A 19,917-nucleotide genomic window follows, 5' to 3' on the forward strand; every position below is an offset into this window, starting at 1 on the left:
AGATGGACACCTGGAGGCAGCGATGGCGGGGCGGCCGGTCGACCATCAGCGGCGGGCCGAACTGCTCGACGCGGTGGTCGACTACACGGTCGAGCACGGCTTCTCCGACCTGTCGTGGCGGCCGGTCGCCGCCGCCCTCGGGGTTTCGCCCACGACGCTGGTGCATCGCTTCGGCACCAAGGAGCAGATGCTCGTGGCGATCCTCGGGCGCTTGCGGGAACGCATCTTCGCGGCCACGAACGACGCGATCGGCGAGAAGCCCGACCTGGCGACGGCGGCGCGCGCGGTCTGGACCCGGACCTCCGACCCGCGACGGGGAGCGGAGTTCAGGCTGTTCTTCGCCGTCTACGGGCGCGCTCTGCAGGCACCGGAGCAGTTCGCGGGATTCCTCGATCGGGTCGTCGCCGACTGGATGAACGCCCTACGCGACGCGCAGGGGCCCGGCACCGACCCGGCGACCGCGACGCGCACGGCCACGCTGGTGATCGCGACCATCCGCGGGCTGCTGCTCGACCTGCTCGCCACCGGCGACCGCGACCGGGTCCAGGACGCGGCCGAGAGCTTCCTCGCCACCCTCGAACACCGGGACGCGGGCCACCGCCGCTGAGCCGCCGGGCGCGCGGCGGTGACCCATCGGGCGGCCGAGCCGGTGGAGGGTGGGACCGGCCAGAGGGCGGATGCCGGACCGGCCCCACGCCCCCCCCGGACGCCGCCGGCATGGCCGCCGTGCCCACCGCGCGGCGGCCGGGGATGGTGAGAGACGGGCCCTAATCGCTCGTTTCGACCGGGCGGGCGGGGTCGGTGATCCAGTCGGACCACGAGCCGGCGTACAGGGCGGCCGGCACCCCGGCGATGGTCAGGGCCAGGATCTCGTGGGCGGCGGTCACGCCGGAGCCGCAGTACGCGCCCACCTCGGCCGCGTCGGTCGCGCCGAGGCCGGCGAAGCGTTCGCGGAGCAGGCCGGCCGGCAGGAAGCGGCCGTCGACTCCCACGTTGCCGTGCGTCGGCGCGTTGACCGCGCCCGGGATGTGGCCCGCGACCGGGTCGACCGGCTCGACCTCGCCGCGGTAACGCTCCGGCGCGCGGGCGTCGAGCAGCACGCCGTCCTTGGCCACGGCCAGCGCGCCGTCCGCGTCGAGGAGCGGCAGATGTCCCGGCGTGGCGGTGAAGTCGCCCTCCTGCACCGTGGGCACCTCGGTCGTGACGGGCTGTCCGGCGTCCACCCAGGCGTGGTAGCCGCCGTCGAGGACGCGCACCCGCTCGTGCCCGAAATAGCGCAGAGTCCACCAGGCGCGGGCCGCGGCGGTGGCGTCGGCGTCGTCGTAGACGACGACGAGGTCGCCCTGGCCTACGCCGGCGCGCCGCATCGCCTCCTGGAAGGCCGACGCGTCGGGGAGCGGATGGCGGCCTCCGGCGCCGGGCGGCGCCGCGAGATCGTGGTCGAGGTCGATGAAGACCGCGCCGGGCAGGTGACCACGCCGGTACGCCTCGATGCCGGGCGGACCGCCGAGACGCCAGCGGACATCGAGGAGGGCCACGCCTCCTCGGGTCCGGACAAGTGACGGAACGTCGATGAGAGGGTGCACACCGCCAGTCTGACCGGTGACCGCACCGTCCGCGAGCGTCGGCTCCTCGTTCATGATTCCCCCGTGAAAGTGAGCAGAGGCACGAGCTGTTCGGCCGGCACCAGAGAGCCGTGCATGCCGACCAGCGAGGACTCCAGCGGCTCGGCCTGAGTGGCGACGATCGCCAGGTCGGCGTACGGCACGGCGACAACGTCGCCGACCCGGTCCGCCATAGTGGCCGAAACCGGCCCGAAAAGGCCGACCGTTATCGCCTCGTCCCGTGTCATCACCCACGCCTGCCCCGCGAACCGCTCCCGCCACACGGCGAGCACGTCGGGGGCCGCGCCCTCCCGCGCGTACAGGTGCCGGGCCCGCGGCTCGCCGCCCAGCAGCGCCACGCCCTCGCGCAGGGCGGGCTCGGCGTCGACGTCGACGCGTGCGGCCGGGTCGGTCATGCCGTGGTCGGCGGTGACGTAGAGGGCGGCGTCCGGTGGCATCACCTCGGCGAGGCGGCGGACGAGCAGGTCGACGAAGGACAGATGGTGCCGCCAGGCGGGCGAGCGCGAGCCGTGGAGGTGGCCGGTGGCGTCCAGCTCGCTGTGGTAGACGGTGACGAAGGACCGCTCCCCCTGGCGTACGGCGTGCTCGGCGCCGGCGACGAGCGGGCCGAGCGCGTCCGCCGGCACGTAGCGCGCGCCGCGGTACACCGCCCGGGTCAGCCCGCTGTGGGCGAACGCCCGCGTCGAGACGTGCGCCGCCGCGACGCCCGCGGCGGCGGCCCGTTCGTACACGGTGGCCGACGGCTGCCAGGCGAGCGGGTCGACGCCGTCGTCCCAGCGCAGGCAGTTGAGCAGGCGCCCCTCCCCCGGGATGGCCACCTGGTAGCCGAACAGGCCGTGGCCGCCCGGCGCCCGGCCGGTGCCGAAGGAGCCCAGGCTGGTCGCGGTGGTCGACGGGAAGCCGGCGGTCAGCTCGTGCCCGGCGAGGGAGGACAGGAACGGCGCGGCGCCGGCGTGGGCGCGCAGCAGCTCCCACCCCATGCCGTCGACGAGCAGCACGCAGGCGCGCGGCAGCGCGGGCAGACCCAGGATGTTCACGTGCCCTGGGACGCCCAGCGCGGCCAGCACGGACGGCGTGAGGTCGGCCAGAGATCGGCGGCCGTACGCGGGAACGGGAAGGCTCATCGCTCGCGCTGCGCGATGACCTCCGAGAGCGCCTGGGCGAAGGCCAGGGCCTGCTCGACCGCGTCGGCGCCGTCGGCCGCCTCGCTGACCCGCAGCGAAAGATCGTCGGCGGTCAGAGTGCCGGTGTAGCCGTGGTCGGCCTCGCAGGACTCGTCACCGCAGGAGGCGGGCTCCAGATCGACGTGAGAGATCACTCCCCAGCCGATGGTGACCATCACCTCGGTCGGCGGGACGCCGGGGACGTAGGAGGCGGGTTCGGGCACGACGCGCGTCACCGCCACGGACTGGACCCGGCCGAGGCGGACCGCCTCCGTCGTGGTCGAGGCGTGCGGATGCGGCATCGCCTCGGTGGGCGGATGCTCGTCGGTGTGACAGACGAGCAGGCGGGTGGGCGACAGGACGAGCACGGTGACATGCCGCCGTACCTCCATCGCCGGATCGAACGTCGCCTCGTGGTGGACGACATACGCGATCACGGACTCGGTGCCCAGAACCGACTCGACGGCGTCCGCGACGAGCGCGGGGTAGTAGCCGCTCCGCTCGATCGCCGTGCGCAGCCCGTGAGCCATCGCTCGGGTTTCCCTCATGACCCCATCCTGCACTGCCCGGGCGTCACACGCACACGTGCGGGTACAGAAGCGGCATGACTGGTACAGCGGCCTCCCCCACTCCGCCGATGCCCGAGCCCCCGATGCCCCCGCCGGAACCCCCGACACCGCCGCCGGAGCCGCCGCCGGGACCCGTGCCGCCGGCCCCCGGACCGCCCCAGCCGGTCCCCGAGCCGACCCCGAGCCCGATCCCGCCGGTCCCCGAGCCCGTGCCGCCGCCGCAGCCCGAGGAGACCCCCCTCTAGGGACCCAGGTTCCTGAGCCGGCGGGCGTCCTCGGCGGGCCGCAAGTGCGGTCCGGCCAGGCGCAGGCGGGCGCCGCGTACGACCGCGCCCGCCGGGCCGGCCAGCACCGGTTCGAGGTCCAGGCGGGCGACCTCGGGCAGGTCGTCGGCGAGCCGCGACGCCCGGAGCAGCAGGTCCTCCAGCGCCCCGGTGTCGACCGGCTCGGCGCCCCGGTGGCCCAGCAGCAACGGGGCGGTGCGCACGGCGCGCACCATCTCGGCCGCCTCGACGTCGGTCAGCGGCGCCAGCCGGTACGCCCGGTCCTCCAGGAGCTCGGCGGTCACGTCGTCCAGCCCGAACGACACGATCGCGCCGAACGAGGGGTCCTCGGACGTGCTGATCCGCGTCGCGATGCCGTGCCCGTCCTCCCGGACCGTGATGCCGTAGCAGGCCAGCAGCGCGGCGGTCTCCTCCGGTGAGGGCGTCTCCTGCCCGGCGAGTTCGCCGACGAGCGCGCGGGCCCGGTCCCGGTCCACCCCCGGCAGGTCCGGGATCCGCCCGTGCGGCCGGCGGCGCCAGCCCGCGTACCGGACGGCGTACGCGAGGGCGCGCACCGCGCTCTCCGGCGCCGGGTACGACGGGACGGACCCGTGCAGCAGGCCGCGTTCGCCCAGGTAGGCCGCGATGACGGGCGTGTCCGCGCCGTCGGCGGCGGCGACGATCGCGGCGGCGACGTCGGCGGTCCTGGTGCCGTGGACGGCCGGGGCGAACACGGTGACGACGGCGTCGATCCCCTCGTCCGCGAAGGCCTCCTCCAGCGCGGCGGTGAAGTCGCCGGGCCCCGCCTCGGGCCCGAGGTCGACCGGCCGCCGCGGGCGCAGGCCCGCGACCGTGGCCGCGTCCTGGACGAGGAGCCCGATCGAGTCGGAGTTGCCGACGATCGCGACCCGGTCGCCGCGCGGCAGGGGCTGGTACGCGAGGAGCTGCGCGACGTCGAACAGCTCCCCGAGCGAGTCCACCCGCACCAGCCCCGCCTGCGCGAACAGGGCGCTGACGGCGTGGTCGGGCAGGCTGAGGGCCTGAGCCGCGTGGCCCAGCGGCACGCCCTGGGTCGTCCGTCCGCTCTTGACCGCGACGATCGGCTTCCGCAGGCTGATCCGGCGGGCCAGCCGCGTGAACTTGCGCGGGTTTCCGATCGACTCCAGGTAGAGCAGGACGACCGCGGTGTCCGGATCCTCCTCCCAGTACTGCATCAGGTCGTTGCCCGAGACGTCGGCGCGGTTGCCCGCGGACACGAACGTCGACAGCCCGAGATCGCGCTCGGCGGCCCACTTCAGGATCGTGATGCCGAGGGCGCCGGACTGGGAGAAGAACCCGATGGGTCCGTGGCGCGGCAGCGTCGGCGCGAGGGTGGCGTTCAGCCCGCCCGCGTTGTTGGCGATGCCCAGGCAGTTCGGCCCGACCACGCGCATGCCGCCCGCCCGCGCCAGGCGTACGAGCTCGTTCTGCCGCTCGCGGCCCTCCGGGCCGGTCTCGCCGAACCCGGAGGACAGGACGACGAGGCCGTGCACGTCCTTGGCCGCGCACTGCGCGACCACGTCGCCCACCGCCTCGGCGGGCACCGCCACGACGGCGAGGTCCACCTCACCGGGCACGTCGCCGATGGTCTTGTAGGCCCGGACGCTGGAGACGGCGGTGGCGCTGGGGTGCACGGGGTAGACGGGCCCGGCGAAACCGCCCGCGAGCAGGTTGCGCAGCACGCTCTGGCCCACGCTGTGCTCCTCGCGGCTGGCGCCGATCACCGCGACCGAGCGCGGCGACAGCAGCCGGCCGATGGAGCGGGACTCGGCCCGGTGCTCGCGGGCCGCCATGACCTCCCGGGAGGTCTCGGTGGGCTCCAGGTCGAGGGTGAGGGTCAGGACGCCTTCCTCGTACCGCTGCTCGGCCTTGTAGCCCGCATCGCGGAAGACCTTGCTCATGCGGCGGTTCTCGGGCAGGACGTCGGCGATGAAGCGGGTGATGCCGCGTTCGCGCGCCGCGGCGGCGATGTGCTCCAGGAGCACGCTGGCCACCCCGCGGCCCTGGTGGGCGTCCTCGACGAGGAACGCCACCTCGGCGGTGTCCGCTCCGGAGCGCAGGCGGTCGTAGCGGACGACGGCCACCATCGCGCCCCCGATGGTCGCGATGAGCGCCACCCGGTCGTCGTAGTCGACCGTGGTGAAGTGCTCGACCTCCCGGTCGGTCAGCCGCGGGCGCGGGGAGAAGAACCGGTAGTAGATAGACTCCGGGGAGAGCCTGGCATAGAACTCGCGTAGCAGTCCGGCGTCATCCGCCCGGATGGGGCGAAGATGCGCTGTTCCCCCATCGGCGAGGACGACGTCGGCCTCCCATTGGTCGGGATACGGCACAGGTCGAGAGTAATGCGAGATGCTGAAATCGCGTCTCGTTCGATACCCATCCGGGTACCCGGAGCTGTTAGGTTTTTGCTCCGGGTCGCAGCTCCCGCTCGCCCACAAGGGCGGCGACCGCAGAACAGGGTGGTGACGTCATGACGCGCGTGGTCGTGGTCGGTGATCTTATGACCGATGCCGTCGCGCGGGCAGCATACCCGCTGGCGAAAGGCGGCGACACGCCCGCCAAGGTGACGATGCACGGCGGCGGTTCCGGCGCCAACGTCGCGTCCTGGCTCGCCGTCGAGGGCGTCGAGGCCGCCTTCGTCGGGCGCCGCGGCGCCGACATCACGGGCCGCAACCGTGACATGGAACTCATGGGCTACGGCGTCGACGCCCGGCTCGTCATGGACCCCGAACGCGCCACCGGCACCTGTGTGGTCATGGTCACCCACAAGGGCGACCGCACCATGCTGTCGGACCCGGGGGCCAACGCCGCGCTCCTGCCCGAGGACATCCCGCAGGATCTGTTCGCCCCGGGCGCGCACCTGCACGTGTCCGGATACTCCCTGCTCAACGAGGGGTCCCGGCAGGCGGCGCTGCACGCCATGAAGCTCGCGCAGAGCGCCCAGATGTCGATCACCGTCGACGGCGGTGCCAACTCCCTGCTCAAGCGGGCCGGCGCCGAGCCGTTCCTCGACTGGTCCCAGGGCGCCCGGCTGCTCATCGTCAACGCCGCCCAGGCCGAGGCCTTGACCGGCCGGGACAACCCCGAACAGGCCGCCAAGGTCCTGACCGCGTGGTACTCCCAGGTCGTGGTGAAGCTCGCCGAGGACGGCGCGCTCTGGTACACCAACGGCCGCGCCGAGCCCGTGCGCGTCCCGGCGGAGCCGGTCGAGGAGGTCATCGACGGCACGGGCGGCGGCGACGCGTTCACGGCGGGCTTCCTGCCGGCGTGGCTCGACGGCAAGCCCCCGGCCGAGGCCCTGGCGGCGGGGTGCCACCTCGCCGCCCGCGCGATCGGCCACCTGGGCGCCCGCCCGATCCTCTGACCGCCGACCCGGCGTTCCCGTACGGACCTGGCGGCCGGTAAGGCTCAGCCGCGAGGGCCGTCCGGTGGTGAGGGCACGAAGTCGTACGGTGCCAGCGGACCCAGGACACGGAGTTTGATCCGGCCCGCCCAGCGGTAGCCGAGTTCGTCCACGGCCTTGCGGAAGCTCGCCTGGTCGTCCTCGGAGACGAGGAAGGCCGCGTCCGCGGCGGTGTCCTCGTCGACCGGGGGGCGCGGGGCGACGGAGACGGCGTGGGGCGACAGCGTCTGCACGAGTTCTTCGGTGTCGACCTCGCGCTTGGCGTCGAGAGCGTGGATGATCAGCTCGCCGAGGTGGACGCGGTCGTAGTACGCGGCGGCCTCCGGGAGCCCGCGCAGGCTCTCCCTCAGCCGCATGAGCTCCGGCTCCTCGGCGAGGACCTCGCGCAGCACCGTGTCCTGGACGTAGGTGGCCGACACGCTGAACTCCGCCCGGCCCTCCAGGTCGGCGAGGACGCCGGTGAACCAGTCGTAGTACGGCTCGAGCATCTTCTCCACCACGCCCGCGGCCGTGGTCACCACGGCACTGAACCGCAGCGGCAGCATGGTGGTGTGCCCCGTCAGCGACGCGACGACGTTCTCGTGCGCGAGGAGGTCCTCGCGGGTGCCCAGCGCCCCGGTGGGCGGAATCTCGCTGATCACGCCGGCGAGGTCGCCGTGCCGGACCAGGCGGACCCGGCAACCGCCGGCGCCGAGCAGGCCATCGGGAACACGCGTGGACGCCGGCACGACGCCGTACACGTAGCAGACCCGCGTCTCCGGGTACTCCGCCTCGGCGTCCCGCGGTTCGGTCACGACGCGCCCTCCCTCCAGGGCGGCGAAGTGCGGGACGCCGGTCTCGTCGGGCCCGCCGTCGGAGGGCTCGCCGTCCTCCGTACGGGCGGACGGGACGCCGGCCGGACCGGCGAGGCCGGGCACGGGTGGACCGGTGTGCGCGGGTACACGGGCGACCGGGACACAGAAGGCACCGAACACCGGTACGGCCGTCGGCGCCGGACCCGCCACCGCGACGGCAGGCCGCATCCTCCGGGTCAGCCCGAACAGCCGGGCCCCGCGGGCCGCTCCCTTGGTGTTCATACCCTTCCCCCGACGACCAGTGCCCGACGAAGCCGGACACCACTGGCCACAAACCGCAAAACCCACTTTACCTGCGAAGATAGCGGCGAAAAGGGCCGTTTCGGATTCGCGAATCGCGCCGGGCCACCGCCGTTCAGCCCCTACCGGTCACCGCCGCTCAGCCCCCGTAGCGACCGTGCCCGGGCTCAGCGTGCCGGTCGTGTCAGGGTCAGGACGTCACCGCGAGTGCGAGCGGCAGGACCGCCGGGGCGCCGGCCTCCCGCAGCAGCTTCGCCGCGACGGTCACCGTCCAGCCGGTGTCGACCTGGTCGTCCACCAACAGCACCGGGCCGGTGAGGTCGCCGAGACCCTCCGGGACCGCCATGGCGTTCCAGAGTGTGCGTACCCGCTGGGCGCTGTTGTGCCGGCGAGGCCCCGGGCCGCCGGCGGTGTAGGCGATCTCGCCGAGATAGGGAAGCCGGCCGATCGTGGCGACGCGCCGCGCCAGGTCGGCGATCATGCGGGGGCGGGTCGCGGACGCCATGGCGACCACCGCGGCCGGGCGTTGCTCCCAGTCCCACGCGGACAGCACCGAGACGACCGCGGCGAAGATCTCGTCGGTCACCGGGGCGTCCGGCGCGCCCTCGGCCAGGACGCCGCGCAGCCGGTTGCCCCAGCCGAGGTCGGTGAGCCGTCCCAGCGCGCGGCCGGGCTCGGCCTGCAGGCCCGGGGGGATCCGGCCCGCGATGCCCTCGGCCTTCATTCCCGTCGGCCACATGCGGCGCGGTGTCACCTCGACGCCCGGGCGGCTCAGCCGGTCGCGGGCGGACGCGGCGCCGGCGTCGGAGACCTCGGCGGAACGGTGGTGGCCGGTGCAGTTGTCACAGCGCCCGCACGGGGCGGCCTCGGGATCGTCCAGTTCGCGGCGGAGGAACTCCATGCGGCAGTCGCCGGTCGCCTCGTAGTCGAGCATGGCGCGCTGCTCGCGGGAGCGCTCGGCCGCGACGCGCTCGTAGCGCTCGCGGTCGTAGGCCCACGGCTCGCCGGTAGCGGTCCAGCCGCCGCGCACCCGGCGTACGGCGCCGTCGACGTCGAGGACCTTGAGCATCATCTCCAGGCGGCTGCGCCCCAGGTCGACGCGGGTCTCCAGGGCGGCCGTGGACAGCGTGCCCTCCTCCTCCAGCACGCGCAGCGCCAGGCGTACGACCTGCTCGGAGGGGAAGGCCAGGCCGGCGAAGTACGCCCAGATCTCGCGATCTTCGGTGCCCGGCAGGAGGATCACCTCGGCCCGCTCGACACCGCGGCCGGCGCGGCCGATCTGCTGGTAGTAGGCGACCGGCGACTGCGGCGCGCCCACGTGCACGATGAAGCCGAGGTCGGGCTTGTCGAAGCCCATGCCCAGGGCGCTCGTCGCGACGAGCGCCTTGACCTTGTTGTCGAGGAGGTCCTGCTCGGCCTGGAGGCGCTCGGCCTGCTCGGTCTGGCCGGTGTAGGCGGCGACGGCGTATCCGCGGTCACGCAGGAACGCGGCGATCTCCTGCGCCGCCGCGACGGTGAGCGTGTAGACGATGCCGGAGCCGGGCAGCTCGGCGAGCCGCTCGGCGAGCCAGGCCAGCCGGTGCTCGGCGCCCGGCAGGCGTACGACGGACAGGCGCAGGCTCTCGCGGTCGAGCGGCCCGCGCAGGACGAGCGTCTCGTCTCCGGCGCTGAGCTGGTCGGCGACGTCGCGGGTCACCCGAGCGTTGGCGGTCGCGGTGGTGGCCAGCACGGGGATGCCGGGCGGCAGGTCGGCGAAGAGCGTGCGGAGCCGGCGGTAGTCGGGCCGGAAGTCGTGGCCCCAGTCGGAGATGCAGTGCGCCTCGTCGACGACCACCAGGCCCGCGCCGGCCGCGAGCTTGGGCAGGACCTGGTCGCGGAAGTCGGGGTTGTTGAGGCGCTCGGGGCTGACGAGCAGCAGGTCGACGGCGCCGTCCTGGACGTCGGCGAAGACCCGCTCCCAGTCGTCGGTGTTGGAGGAGTTGATCGTGGCGGCGTGGATGCCGGCCCGCTCGGCGGCGGCGATCTGGTTGCGCATGAGGGCGAGCAGCGGGCTGACGATCACCGTCGGGCCGGCACCGCGCTCCCGCAGCAGGGCGGTGGCGACGAAGTAGACCGCCGACTTGCCCCACCCGGTGCGCTGGACGACGAGGGCGCGCCGCCGCTCGACGACCAGGGCGCGGATCGCGGTCCACTGGTCCTCACGGAGCCGGGCGTGCTCCCCGGCGAGCTCGCGCAGGCGCGCCTCGGCGCGCTCCCTCAACCCGATGTCGTCGACCATGGGTTCCTTGGTATCAGCACCCACCGTCGGTTGTGACGCCGCTCGGGAGATCGCGGCTCAGCGGCTCGCGGCGAACTCGGGCTGGATGACGGCGTCGAGCAGGCCCGGGAACCGGGCGTCGAGGTCGTCGCGGCGGAGCGTGAGGAGGCGCCGGGCGCCCTGGACCCGGGAGTGCGTGATGCCCGCCTCGCGCAGGATGCGCAGGTGGTGGGACATCGTGGACTTGCTGACCTCGAGCCCGGCGTCGTGCTGGATCTGCCCGCAGGAGGACTCGCCGACGCGGGCCAGCGTGCGCACGGTCGCCAGGCGCGCGGGATCGGCCAGCGCCGCCAGCACCTTGGGCATGCTCAGCTCCTCCGCCGGAGGGTGGATCACCTCTTCGCTCACGGCGCCTCCTTCGTCGGCGCCGCGAGCGAAACGCTGCCGCGCCTGCCCGTTCGTTCGCTCCGCTCACTCACGTTGTCAAGCATAAATCAGATTTGCCAGAAGTTCGACTTCCGTCGTACTGTTCGACAACCTTCAAACTCTTCGACGACCATCGAACTTCGGGAGCGACGTGTCTTCATCCCTCTCCACTCCTGATCCACGCCGTTGGATGATGCTGCCGGTCATCCTGTCGGCGACGTTCATGGCGATGTTCGACTTCTTCGTCGTCAACGTCGCCGCCCCGTCCCTCGAACAGGATCTGAACGCCGGCCAGGCCGCGCTGGAACTCGTCGTCGGCGGCTACGCCTTCACGTACGCCGGCGGCATGGTGACCGGCGGACGGCTGGGCGACCTGTTCGGCTACCGGCGGCTCTTCCTGACCGGCATGGCGGCCTTCACCGTCGCCTCGCTGCTGTGCGGCCTGGCCCGGTCGCCGGGCGAGCTCGTCGCCGCGCGGCTGCTCCAGGGGCTCACCGGGGCGGCCATGGTGCCGCAGGTACTCGCTTTGATCACCGCGACGTTCCCGGCGGGCGAGCGGGCGCGGGCGATGTCGTGGTTCGGCGTGACGACCGGGGTCGGCTCGATCGCCGGGCAGGTGCTCGGCGGCCTCCTCCTCGAAGCGAACGTCCTGGGCCTGGGCTGGCGGGTCATCTTCCTGGTCAACGTGCCGGTGGGCATGGTCGCGCTGGCGTTCGCGCTGCGGCTGCTGCCGCACCACCGGGCGTCGCGGCGGCCACGGCTCGATCCGCTCGGCGCGCTCGGCATCTCGGCCGGGCTGGCCCTCCTGCTCGTGCCGCTCATCCTCGGCCGCGAGGAGGGCTGGCCGGCCTGGACCTGGCTGTCCATGGCGGTGTCCGTGCCGCTCCTGGCCGCCACTCTGGCCTGGGAGCTGCGGCTCACCCGCCGGGGCGGTGAGCCGCTGCTCGACCTGTCGCTCTTCCGCAACCGCGCCTTCGCGGCCGGCCTGCCGGTGAGCGTGGCCTTCATGTCCTTCTTCGCGAGCTTCATGTTCGTGCTCACGCTGCTGCTGCAGGGCGGGCTGGGCCTGTCGCCGCTGGAGGCGGGCCTGACGTTCATGCCGATGGGCGTGCTGTTCTCGGTGACCTCGCTCCTGGGCCGTTCCCTGGCCGCCAGGTACGGCCTGCGGGTGATGACCGTGGGCGGCTCGATCACCGCGCTGGGCATCCTGGTGTTGATCGTCGAACTCCAGGCGCTGGGCGGAGCGATCACCCCGGCGTGGCTGCTCGCGCCGATGGCTCTGGTCGGCCTGGGCAACGGGCTGATGCTGCCCACGCTCATCGGGGCGGTGCTGGCCGGCATCGACCCGCGGCACGGCGGTGCGGCGGCGGGCGTACTGACGACGACACAGCAGTTCGCGAGCGCGGCGGGGGTCGCGGTGCTGGGCGCGGTGTTCTTCGGCGGCCTGGGGGACCACCCCTCACGAGAGGACTTCGCCGCGGCGGCGGAGGCGGTCGCGTTCCTGGCCCTGGCCCTGGTGCTGACCGCGACCGCCCTGATCCTGCTCCTCCCCCGCCCGGCGGCACGCCGGGCACCGGCGGTGGAGCCGGAACCCTCCCTGGAGGCCGCCTGAGCCCGGTCGTCAGGCGGCCGGTGCGCCTACTCCGCCTGAGGAACGTTCTGCAGGATCTCCAGGGACGGTGAGGTCACGTCGCCGTGGCCGGACAGCCGCAGCGTCAGCTCGGTCTCGGCGAGCAGGCACCGCAGCACGTGCCGTACGCCCGCCTCGCCCGCCAGCGCCAGCCCGTACGCGTACGGGCGGGCCACCAGCACCGCCCGGGCGCCCAGCGCGAGGGCCTTGACCACGTCCGCGCCCGAGCGGATGCCACTGTCGAACAGCACGTCGATCTGGTCGCCGACGGCGTGGGTGATGGGCGGCAGCGCGTCCAGGGCGGCGATCGCGCCGTCGACCTGGCGTCCGCCGTGGTTGGACACGACGATGCCGTCCATGCCCGCGTCGACCGCGCGGCGGGCGTCTTCGGTGTCCTGGATGCCCTTGAGCGCGATCGGGCCGTCCCAGTGCTCCCGCAGGAAAGCGAGATCGTCCCAGGTCAGCGACGGGTTACCGAACAGCGAGACCCAGTGCAGGATCGGGTTGTCCCCCGCTCTGGCGGAGAAGACCGGGTCGGCGAAGTAGTTCTGGTTGCCCAGGCCGCGCAGGAACGGCAGGTAGGCGTTGTCGAGGTCGTGGGGCCGCCAGGCGAGCATGAAGGTGTCCAGCGTGACGACGAGCGCCGTGTAGCCGGCCGCCTTCGCCCTCTCGAGGAAGCTGATCGCCAGGTCCCGGTCGTTCGGCCAGTACAGCTGGTACCACCGTGGCCCGGCCGCCTCCGCGACCTCCTCCAGCGTGTGCGAGGCGGCCGTGCTCAGCACCATCGTGACGCCCATCGCCCCGGCCGCCCGCGCGACCGCCAGCTCGCCGTCGGGGTGCAGCTGGCGCAGCACGCCGACGGGGCCGAGGAGCACCGGAGCGGGCAGCGTCTCGCCGAGCACCCGGGTCGTGAGGTCGCAGGTCGTGTGGCCGGCCAGCATCCGCGGCACCAGCCGGCGGCGCCGGAACGCCTCGCGGTTCTCCCGTGCCGTGTCGCCCGTTCCGGCCGCCCCCGCGACATAGTCGTACGCCTCGCGGGAGAGCTTCTCCCTGGCCAGGGGTTCGAGCCGGGTCAGGTCGGTCGGCAGGGAGGGGAGGATGTCGGTGAGGCCGTTCAGATAGATCTCATTCTGGAAGTCGGCGTACATGCGGCACTCCCCAGCTCATAGACGAATCCGTCCGCCATCTTCCACCATGGGTCCGCGGCACGCCGACGTTCACGGCGCAAGCTGTCGGGCCGACCCGTCACAATGACAGTTATGGCACGACGCGGCACGCAGACCCCTCCCCCGCCGGACTTCGAAGAGAACATCGTCGACGTCGATGTCTCAGAGGAGATGCGGGGCAGTTACCTCGAGTACGCCTACTCGGTCATCTACCAGCGGGCGCTCCCCGACGCGCGCGACGGGCTCAAGCCCGTGCAGCGCCGCATCCTCTACTCGATGAACGAGATGGGCCTGCGGCCCGACCGTGGCCACGTCAAGTGCGCCCGGGTCGTCGGCGAGGTGATGGGCAAGCTCCACCCCCACGGCGACTCGGCGATCTACGACGCGCTCGTACGCCTGGCGCAGCCCTGGTCGATGCGGATGCAACTCGTCGACGGGCACGGCAACTTCGGTTCGCTCGGCGGCGACGACTCGCCCGCCGCGATGCGGTACACCGAGGCCCGCATGTCCCGCGAGGCCGCCCTCATGGTGGCGAGCATCGACGAGGAGACCGTCGACTTCCGCCCCAACTACGACGGCCAGGAGCAGGAGCCGGAGGTGCTGCCCTCGGCGTTCCCGAACCTCCTGGTCAACGGCAGCTCCGGCATCGCGGTCGGCATGGCGACCAACATGGCGCCGCACAACCTCGGCGAGGTGATCGCCGCCGCGCGGCACCTGATCGACAACCCCGAGGCGTCGCTCGATGACCTGATGCGGTTCGTGCCCGGCCCCGACCTGCCGACCGGCGGCAAGATCGTGGGCCTGGACGGCATCCGCGACGCGTACGAGACCGGCCGCGGGATCTTCCGCACACGCGCCACCGCCCACATCGAGAACGTCACGCCGCGCCGCAAGGGCATCGTCGTCACCGAGCTCCCGTACGCCGTGGGCCCCGAGCGCGTGGTCTCCAAGATCAAGGACCTCGTCAACGCCAAGAAGATCTCGGGCATCTCCGACCTGAAGGACCTCACCGACCGGCAGCAGGGCCTCCGCCTGGTCATCGAGATCAAGAACGGCTTCCACCCCGAGGCGGTGCTGGAGGAGCTCTACCGGCTGACGCCGATGGAGGAGACGTTCGGCATCAACAACGTCGCCCTCGTCGACGGGCAGCCGCGCACGCTGGGCCTGCGCGACCTGCTCCAGGTGTACGTCGACCACCGCATCGACGTCGTACGCCGCCGCAGCCTGTTCCGCCGCAAGAAGCGCGAGGACCGCCTGCACCTCGTCGACGGCCTCGTCATCGCGCTGCTCAACATCGACGAGGTCATCCGGGTCATCCGCGAGAGCGAGGACTCGGCCGAGGCGAAGACGCGGCTGATGTCCGCGTTCGAGCTGTCGGAGATCCAGGCGCAGTACATCCTCGACACGCCGCTGCGCCGCCTGACCAAGTACGACCGGCTGGAGCTGGAGAACGAGAAGGAACGCCTCACCCGCGAGATCGCCGAGCTGACCGAGATCCTGGAGTCGGAGGCCAAGCTGCGGGCGCTGGTCTCCGGCGAGCTGGCCGAGATCGCCAAGACGTACGGCACGCCGCGCCGCACCGTCCTGCTGGAGTCCTCGGGCCAGGCCAAGACGGCCGCGGTGCCGCTGGAGGTGGCCGACGACCCGTGCCGGGTGCTGCTGTCCTCGACCGGCCTGCTGGCCCGTACGACGTCGATGGAGCCGCTGCCCGGCGAGGGGGCGCGCGCACCCCACGACGTGGTCGTGTCGATCGTGAGCGCGACCGCGCGCGGCCAGGTCGGCGCCGTGACGAGCGCGGGCCGGATGATCCGGGTGGACGTCCTCGACCTGCCCGCGCTGCCCTCGTCGGCCGCCCCGCCGTCGCTGGCGGGCGGCGCGCCGATGGCTGAGTTCGTCACGCTGGAGAAGGACGAGACCGTGGTCGGCCTGGCATCGCTCGACTCCCCCGGACTGACGCTCGGCACCGAGCAGGGCGTGGTGAAGCGAGTCGCCCCCGACTACCCGAAGAACGCCGACGAGTTCGAGGTGATCGGCCTCAAGGACGGCGACCGGGTCGTCCGCGCGCTGCAGCTCGAATCCGAGGACCACGAGCTGGTGTTCATCACCAGTGACGCGCAGCTGCTGCGCTTCCCCGCGTCCAGCGTCCGCCCGCAGGGCCGCGGGGCGGGCGGCATGGCGGGCATCCGGCTGAGCTCGGGCGCCCGGGTCATCTGGTTCGGCGCCCTCGACGGCGACCTGGAGTCCCGCGTGGTCACGATCGCGGGCAGCTCCACCGCCCTGCCCGGCACCCAGACGGGCGCCATCAAGGTCGCCGACTACGCCGAGTACCCCGCCAAGGGCCGCGCCACCGGCGGCGTCCGCGCCCACCGTTTCCTCAAGGGGGAAGACGTCCTGATCCTCGCCTGGGCCGGCCCGACCCCGGCCAAGGCCTCGGGCATGACGGGCAAACCGCTGGACCTTCCGACCGAACTGGGCCGCCGCGACGGCTCGGGCGTGAAGCTCCCGTCCCCGATCACCGCGATCGGCGGCCCGGTCGGCACGTCCGGCGACGCACCCGCCCAGACGACGGAGCCGGCGGAGGAGACCGAGTAAGAGCCCGCGCGGACAGGGGCGCAGCTCCTGTCCGCGCGGGCTCTGACCCGCCCGGTGCGGGCCGGGAGCCCCCGGCCCGCACCGCGGGGCACGCCCCGGCGGCTCCCCGCCGCCGCAGGCCGAGTCATGCCCTGCCGGGCGGAGCGATGAGGTTCGCCGGCGGGTCTGGGCGCACGACCGGACGGCTCCGTGCCTGTCGGCGTCTCGGCCTGGGCCGTGGCGCCTGAGCGGGTGGTGGCTCAGCGGTGCAGGGGCTGCTCGCCGTCGCGCTGGGCGGGGATCTTCGGAGGCTCGGCCATGGCCGCGATCGCTTCGAGGAGGTCGTCCGGGGTGCCGCTCGATTCTTCGTAGTGCCAGAAGCGGACGATGCGCTCGGCGGGCAGCGGGAGGCGGAACTCCTTGTCGGTGAAGGTGCCGGCCGCGTGGAGACGGTCGATGACCGGCGCGTCTTCGGGAAGCTCGGCGGCGTACGCGGCGGCGTTGAGCAGCGCGACCGCGCTCCGCGCGTTGCGGCCCTCGTCGTGGTCGTCGGAACGGTTGAGACGCCACCAGGCGTAACGGCGGAGGCATTCAGCGATCATGAAGGTCTTTCGCACGCCGGTTCTCCTTGAGAAAGCATTCACATAGAGGCATAACGCACAGTAGTCGACTGATCACTTCTTGTCCTCTCGCGTCGCCCTGCGCCGCAAGGATCTACGCGCTCTTGCCCAGGCCCGTACGTATTCGCGGCTCACGGGCCCATACGTCCGGCGCCCGGGCGCACGCCGACGCATTGTCAGTGGCGTGGTGCACCATCGACGGGTCGGTACGGAACACGACCAGAGGAGATCAGGGGTGTCCCCCACCAACCAGCGGATAGCCGGCCATTCCTTTCTGGAGGGGATGTACGACGACGACTACTTTCCCGATCACGTCGTCGACAAGGGCAAGGCGATCCTGCTGAGGCTGTGCGAGCGGATCGAGGCCGAACGCCCGGCGGATCTCGCGGCGCTGTACGCGCTCACGAACGCCGCCACGGAGGAGTTCAACGCGCTGGAGGCCGACTTCGAGGCCGCGGACAGCGAGCTCGAGACCGTCGCCCGCGAGCTGATCGGAGAAGAGTTCTGGTTCGTGGCATCGGCGTACGGCTTTCCGGAGGCGGACGCCGAGATGCTGATCGCCGCCCGGGAGTGGTGACCGTCGCGGGCCGCACGGCGTGAGGGGGTCAGTCCAGGTCGGCGAGGCCCTTGCGGTACGCGTAGGTCACGGCCTGGGCACGGTCGCGTAGGCCGGCCTTGGCGAAGAGGTTGTTGATGTGGGTCTTGACCGTGGCCTCGCTGATGAACAGGTCGCGGGCGATCTCGGCGTTCGAGCGGCCCGCCGCGATCAGCGTCAGCACCTCGGCCTCGCGCTGGGTCAGGCCGTCCGGAAGGTCTCCCCGGCGGCGGCGCGACGGCTGCCCGCCGGAGGCGAGGGCGTCGACCAGGCGACGCTGGACCGACGGGTCGAGCTGGGCGTCGCCGCCGCGCACCGCGTCGATCGCTCGCGCGATCTCCTCCGCTCCCGCGTCCTTGGTCAGGTAGCCCCGGGCGCCCGCCTGGAGCGCGGCGAACACCGACTCGTCGTCGCTGTAGGTGGTCAGGACGACGATCTGCACCGCCGGGTAGTCCTTCTTGATGCGCCGGGTGGCCTCGACGCCGTCCACGCGCGGCATGCGGAGGTCCATCAGGACCACGTCGGGGCGGTGTTCGGCGACCAGGCGCACGGCCTCCTCGCCGTTTCCGGCGGAGCCGACGACCTCCAGGCCCGGCAGCAGGCCGAGCAGCAGCACCAGCCCGTCGCGTACGACGGTCTGGTCGTCGACCACCAGTACCCGCGTCACAGCGGCACCCGCAGCAGCACCCTGAACCCCTCTTCCACCGGACCCGCCTCCAGTGTGCCGCCGATCAGCTCGGCGCGCTCACGCATTCCGACCAGACCGTATCCACCGCCGCTCCCCGCGAGCGGGCCGGGCTCCCCGCCCTCGTCGGTGACCTCCAGTTCGCACCACCCGTCGGTGTAGCGCAGCGCGACCGTGACCGCCGCTCCCGGCGCGTGCTTGCGGACGTTCGTCAGCGCCTCCTGCGTCGTACGGATCACGGCGAGGCCCGCCCTCGCGTCCAGGTCCCGGGGTTCGCCCTCGACCTTCAGCTCGCAGACGGCGTCGGCGAGAAGCCGGTGCTCGTCGGTGAGCTCGCGCAGCACCACGTCCATCGGCGGGATGTCGCCGCGCAGGGTGGCGAGCGCGCGCCGCGTCTCCTCCAGGCCGCTGCGGGCCAGGCCGCGGGCGCGTTCGACCCGGGCGAGCGCCTCCTCCGTGCGGCCGCCGACCATGAGCAGCCGCGCCCCCTCCAGGTGGACGAGCTGGGCGGACAGCGAGTGCGCGAGGATGTCGTGGATCTCCCGGGCGATGCGGGAGCGCTCGGCGAGGATGAGGTTCTGCTGCTCGGTCAGCCGCGCCGCCTCGCGCGTGTGGTTCGCCCGGATGCCGGTGAACATCCCGAGCATCCCGACGATCGTCCACAGCTCCCCCGCCGGACGCCCCTGGGCGAGGATGCCGACCGTCATCCCGATCGATCCGACGGCGGCCACCGGGACCGAACGCCACAGCGAGCCGGTCGAGCCCGCGAACCCCACACAGGCGAAGATCAGGGCGCTGCCGGGGCGTTCGGGCGCCGCGGCGTACAGCGCTGCCCCGGTGGCGGCGCCGGCCATATAGAGGATCCAGGCGTACGCCGGGGCGCGGCGCCTCATGACCACCGCGACGGCGAAGCAGATCACCCCGCAGAGGACTCCCGCGGTGAGCGCCAGGTCCGCGCCGTGCAACCCGGCATGCGGGCCCGACCGGTCGTGGTCGCGCAGCATGGCGTACGCGAACCAGGTGGTCGCGCCGGTGAGGATGAGGACCCGCAGCAGGAGCCCTTCTCGCCGGGTCCCCTCCGCCGAGCCCGGCGAGGCGCCCGGCCGGCACTGAGGCCGCAACCGGGCGCCGAGCCGACTCCGAAGCTCTGCCATCACGGTTGCACGCTAACCCTGCCCGGGAGTCCGCGGGACCGCCGGCCGATGACGGCGTTCTGGGCGAGCAGCCACGCCGCGACCGAGATGAGCACCGTTCCGCTCCCGGGCCGGACTCCCGCCGCGTACCCGAGGCCGTACAGGCCACCGCGTACGGCGATGGACGCCACGAACACCCCGAACGTCGCCCAGGTCCCCCGGCTCCACAGCGAACCGTCCGCCTCCCGCCACACGCGCATGGTCGCCCCGAGACCGAGTCCGAGCAGCAGAGCCGCGACGATCTCGACGGCGAGCAGGCCGGTGCTGAGCCCGGCGTGATGCGCGTCGATCACGTTGCCCTGCCCGATGCCGATGGCACCGATGACGAGCGGAATCACCAGCAACCGCCGTTCGTCGACCCGCCGCCGGGTGAACCGGCGCACGATGACGAGTACGACGACGGCGAGGACGATCAGTCCGTTGAGAGCCTCATGCATGGTCTCGACACTAGGAATCGCCGGGCCCGCACGGATCGGCGCGCGGATGGAGCTTGCCCGCCTCCACCCTCGGGTGGACGCCGTTCGCCGAGACCCGCACGCCGTTCGCCGAGGCCCGGCGGGCGCGCGGGGTCGTGCTCACGCCGCGCCCGCCGGAGAGGCGTGACACCGCCGCCGGAGG

The 19,917-nt window shown here is 72.9% G+C and carries 17 protein-coding genes; 5 read left to right on the plus strand and 12 right to left on the minus strand.

The window, feature by feature from the left end:
• The first annotated feature begins 22 nt into the window (after window positions 1–22).
• Entirely contained in the window at window positions 23–607 is a 585-nt protein-coding gene (locus OG417_RS40790; RefSeq protein WP_329240652.1) for a TetR/AcrR family transcriptional regulator, read from the plus strand.
• A 160-nt stretch (window positions 608–767) separates the two neighbouring features.
• Here OG417_RS40790 and OG417_RS40795 read toward each other — a convergent pair whose 3' ends face one another.
• The 4 genes from OG417_RS40795 to OG417_RS40810 all read right to left on the minus strand — a co-directional run bounded on the left by OG417_RS40795 (window position 768) and on the right by OG417_RS40810 (window position 5,989).
• Window positions 768–1,586 carry a sulfurtransferase gene (locus OG417_RS40795; protein WP_442875785.1) on the minus strand — a complete coding sequence of 273 codons (819 nt, stop codon included), beginning with the start codon at window positions 1,584–1,586 and terminating at the stop codon, window positions 768–770.
• A gap of 50 nt (window positions 1,587–1,636) precedes the next feature.
• Entirely contained in the window at window positions 1,637–2,749 is a 1,113-nt protein-coding gene (locus OG417_RS40800) for an alkaline phosphatase family protein (RefSeq protein ID WP_329240659.1), read from the minus strand.
• On the minus strand, window positions 2,746–3,336 hold the full coding sequence (locus OG417_RS40805) for a DUF5998 family protein (protein WP_285580151.1): 591 nt from the start codon (window positions 3,334–3,336) through the stop codon (window positions 2,746–2,748). The genes OG417_RS40800 and OG417_RS40805 overlap by 4 nt, the downstream gene beginning before the upstream one ends.
• Window positions 3,337–3,598: 262 nt before the next feature.
• Window positions 3,599–5,989: a bifunctional acetate--CoA ligase family protein/GNAT family N-acetyltransferase gene (locus OG417_RS40810; protein ID WP_329240662.1), complete on the minus strand. Its 2,391-nt coding sequence runs from the start codon at window positions 5,987–5,989 to the stop codon at window positions 3,599–3,601.
• 140 nt (window positions 5,990–6,129) lie between these two features.
• On the opposite strand from OG417_RS40810, the gene OG417_RS40815 reads away from it, so the two are divergent.
• Window positions 6,130–7,023, plus strand: a complete 894-nt coding sequence (locus OG417_RS40815) for a carbohydrate kinase family protein (protein WP_329240665.1) — start codon at window positions 6,130–6,132, stop codon at window positions 7,021–7,023.
• A 44-nt stretch (window positions 7,024–7,067) separates the two neighbouring features.
• Here the strand turns inward: OG417_RS40815 and OG417_RS40820 are convergent, their stop codons facing one another.
• The 3 genes from OG417_RS40820 to OG417_RS40830 all read right to left on the minus strand — a co-directional run bounded on the left by OG417_RS40820 (window position 7,068) and on the right by OG417_RS40830 (window position 10,821).
• Window positions 7,068–8,138: a GvpL/GvpF family gas vesicle protein gene (locus tag OG417_RS40820; RefSeq protein WP_329240668.1), complete on the minus strand. Its 1,071-nt coding sequence runs from the start codon at window positions 8,136–8,138 to the stop codon at window positions 7,068–7,070.
• Between the two features lie 208 nt (window positions 8,139–8,346).
• Window positions 8,347–10,434: a RecQ family ATP-dependent DNA helicase gene (locus OG417_RS40825; protein ID WP_329240671.1), complete on the minus strand. Its 2,088-nt coding sequence runs from the start codon at window positions 10,432–10,434 to the stop codon at window positions 8,347–8,349.
• A gap of 57 nt (window positions 10,435–10,491) precedes the next feature.
• Window positions 10,492–10,821, minus strand: coding sequence for an ArsR/SmtB family transcription factor (locus tag OG417_RS40830; protein ID WP_329240674.1), 330 nt, complete (start codon window positions 10,819–10,821; stop codon window positions 10,492–10,494).
• 208 nt (window positions 10,822–11,029) lie between these two features.
• Here OG417_RS40830 and OG417_RS40835 point away from each other — a divergent pair, with 208 nt between their 5' ends.
• Window positions 11,030–12,451 carry an MFS transporter gene (locus tag OG417_RS40835; protein ID WP_329240676.1) on the plus strand — a complete coding sequence of 474 codons (1,422 nt, stop codon included), beginning with the start codon at window positions 11,030–11,032 and terminating at the stop codon, window positions 12,449–12,451.
• Between the two features lie 26 nt (window positions 12,452–12,477).
• Here the strand turns inward: OG417_RS40835 and OG417_RS40840 are convergent, their stop codons facing one another.
• On the minus strand, window positions 12,478–13,617 hold the full coding sequence (locus tag OG417_RS40840) for a lactate 2-monooxygenase (protein ID WP_329240677.1): 1,140 nt from the start codon (window positions 13,615–13,617) through the stop codon (window positions 12,478–12,480).
• 111 nt (window positions 13,618–13,728) lie between these two features.
• Here OG417_RS40840 and OG417_RS40845 point away from each other — a divergent pair, with 111 nt between their 5' ends.
• Window positions 13,729–16,227, plus strand: a complete 2,499-nt coding sequence (locus OG417_RS40845; RefSeq protein WP_329240680.1) for a DNA gyrase/topoisomerase IV subunit A — start codon at window positions 13,729–13,731, stop codon at window positions 16,225–16,227.
• A gap of 239 nt (window positions 16,228–16,466) precedes the next feature.
• On the opposite strand, the gene OG417_RS40850 is transcribed toward OG417_RS40845, so the two are convergent.
• Window positions 16,467–16,823, minus strand: coding sequence for a hypothetical protein (locus tag OG417_RS40850; protein ID WP_329240683.1), 357 nt, complete (start codon window positions 16,821–16,823; stop codon window positions 16,467–16,469).
• A 238-nt stretch (window positions 16,824–17,061) separates the two neighbouring features.
• Here OG417_RS40850 and OG417_RS40855 point away from each other — a divergent pair, with 238 nt between their 5' ends.
• Entirely contained in the window at window positions 17,062–17,403 is a 342-nt protein-coding gene (locus OG417_RS40855; protein WP_329240685.1) for a DUF5713 family protein, read from the plus strand.
• A gap of 28 nt (window positions 17,404–17,431) precedes the next feature.
• On the opposite strand, the gene OG417_RS40860 is transcribed toward OG417_RS40855, so the two are convergent.
• The 3 genes from OG417_RS40860 to OG417_RS40870 are packed head-to-tail and all read right to left on the minus strand — an operon-like array spanning window position 17,432 to window position 19,736.
• Window positions 17,432–18,088, minus strand: a complete 657-nt coding sequence (locus OG417_RS40860) for a response regulator transcription factor (RefSeq protein ID WP_329240688.1) — start codon at window positions 18,086–18,088, stop codon at window positions 17,432–17,434.
• Window positions 18,085–19,260: a sensor histidine kinase gene (locus OG417_RS40865; RefSeq protein ID WP_329240692.1), complete on the minus strand. Its 1,176-nt coding sequence runs from the start codon at window positions 19,258–19,260 to the stop codon at window positions 18,085–18,087. Before OG417_RS40865 ends, OG417_RS40860 begins: the two co-directional genes overlap by 4 nt.
• Window positions 19,260–19,736: a hypothetical protein gene (locus OG417_RS40870; RefSeq protein ID WP_329240695.1), complete on the minus strand. Its 477-nt coding sequence runs from the start codon at window positions 19,734–19,736 to the stop codon at window positions 19,260–19,262. The genes OG417_RS40865 and OG417_RS40870 overlap by 1 nt, the downstream gene beginning before the upstream one ends.
• Between the last annotated feature and the right edge of the window lie 181 nt (window positions 19,737–19,917).

This window comes from Actinoallomurus sp. NBC_01490 (genome assembly GCF_036227085.1).
GTDB lineage: Bacteria > Actinomycetota > Actinomycetes > Streptosporangiales > Streptosporangiaceae > Actinoallomurus > Actinoallomurus oryzae.

What these genes read in the sequence shown, in the direction of transcription:
- OG417_RS40805 (WP_285580151.1), bottom strand. Translation starts at nt 3,336, where the DNA reads ATGAGGGAAACCCGAGCGATGGCTCACGGGCTGCGCACGGCGATCGAG.
- OG417_RS40870 (WP_329240695.1), bottom strand. Translation starts at nt 19,736, where the DNA reads ATGCATGAGGCTCTCAACGGACTGATCGTCCTCGCCGTCGTCGTACTC.
- OG417_RS40800 (WP_329240659.1), bottom strand. Translation starts at nt 2,749, where the DNA reads ATGAGCCTTCCCGTTCCCGCGTACGGCCGCCGATCTCTGGCCGACCTC.
- OG417_RS40845 (WP_329240680.1), top strand. Translation starts at nt 13,729, where the DNA reads ATGGCACGACGCGGCACGCAGACCCCTCCCCCGCCGGACTTCGAAGAG.
- OG417_RS40840 (WP_329240677.1), bottom strand. Translation starts at nt 13,617, where the DNA reads ATGTACGCCGACTTCCAGAATGAGATCTATCTGAACGGCCTCACCGAC.
- OG417_RS40815 (WP_329240665.1), top strand. Translation starts at nt 6,130, where the DNA reads ATGACGCGCGTGGTCGTGGTCGGTGATCTTATGACCGATGCCGTCGCG.
- OG417_RS40865 (WP_329240692.1), bottom strand. Translation starts at nt 19,260, where the DNA reads ATGGCAGAGCTTCGGAGTCGGCTCGGCGCCCGGTTGCGGCCTCAGTGC.
- OG417_RS40825 (WP_329240671.1), bottom strand. Translation starts at nt 10,434, where the DNA reads ATGGTCGACGACATCGGGTTGAGGGAGCGCGCCGAGGCGCGCCTGCGC.
- OG417_RS40835 (WP_329240676.1), top strand. Translation starts at nt 11,030, where the DNA reads ATGATGCTGCCGGTCATCCTGTCGGCGACGTTCATGGCGATGTTCGAC.
- OG417_RS40820 (WP_329240668.1), bottom strand. Translation starts at nt 8,138, where the DNA reads ATGAACACCAAGGGAGCGGCCCGCGGGGCCCGGCTGTTCGGGCTGACC.
- OG417_RS40790 (WP_329240652.1), top strand. Translation starts at nt 23, where the DNA reads ATGGCGGGGCGGCCGGTCGACCATCAGCGGCGGGCCGAACTGCTCGAC.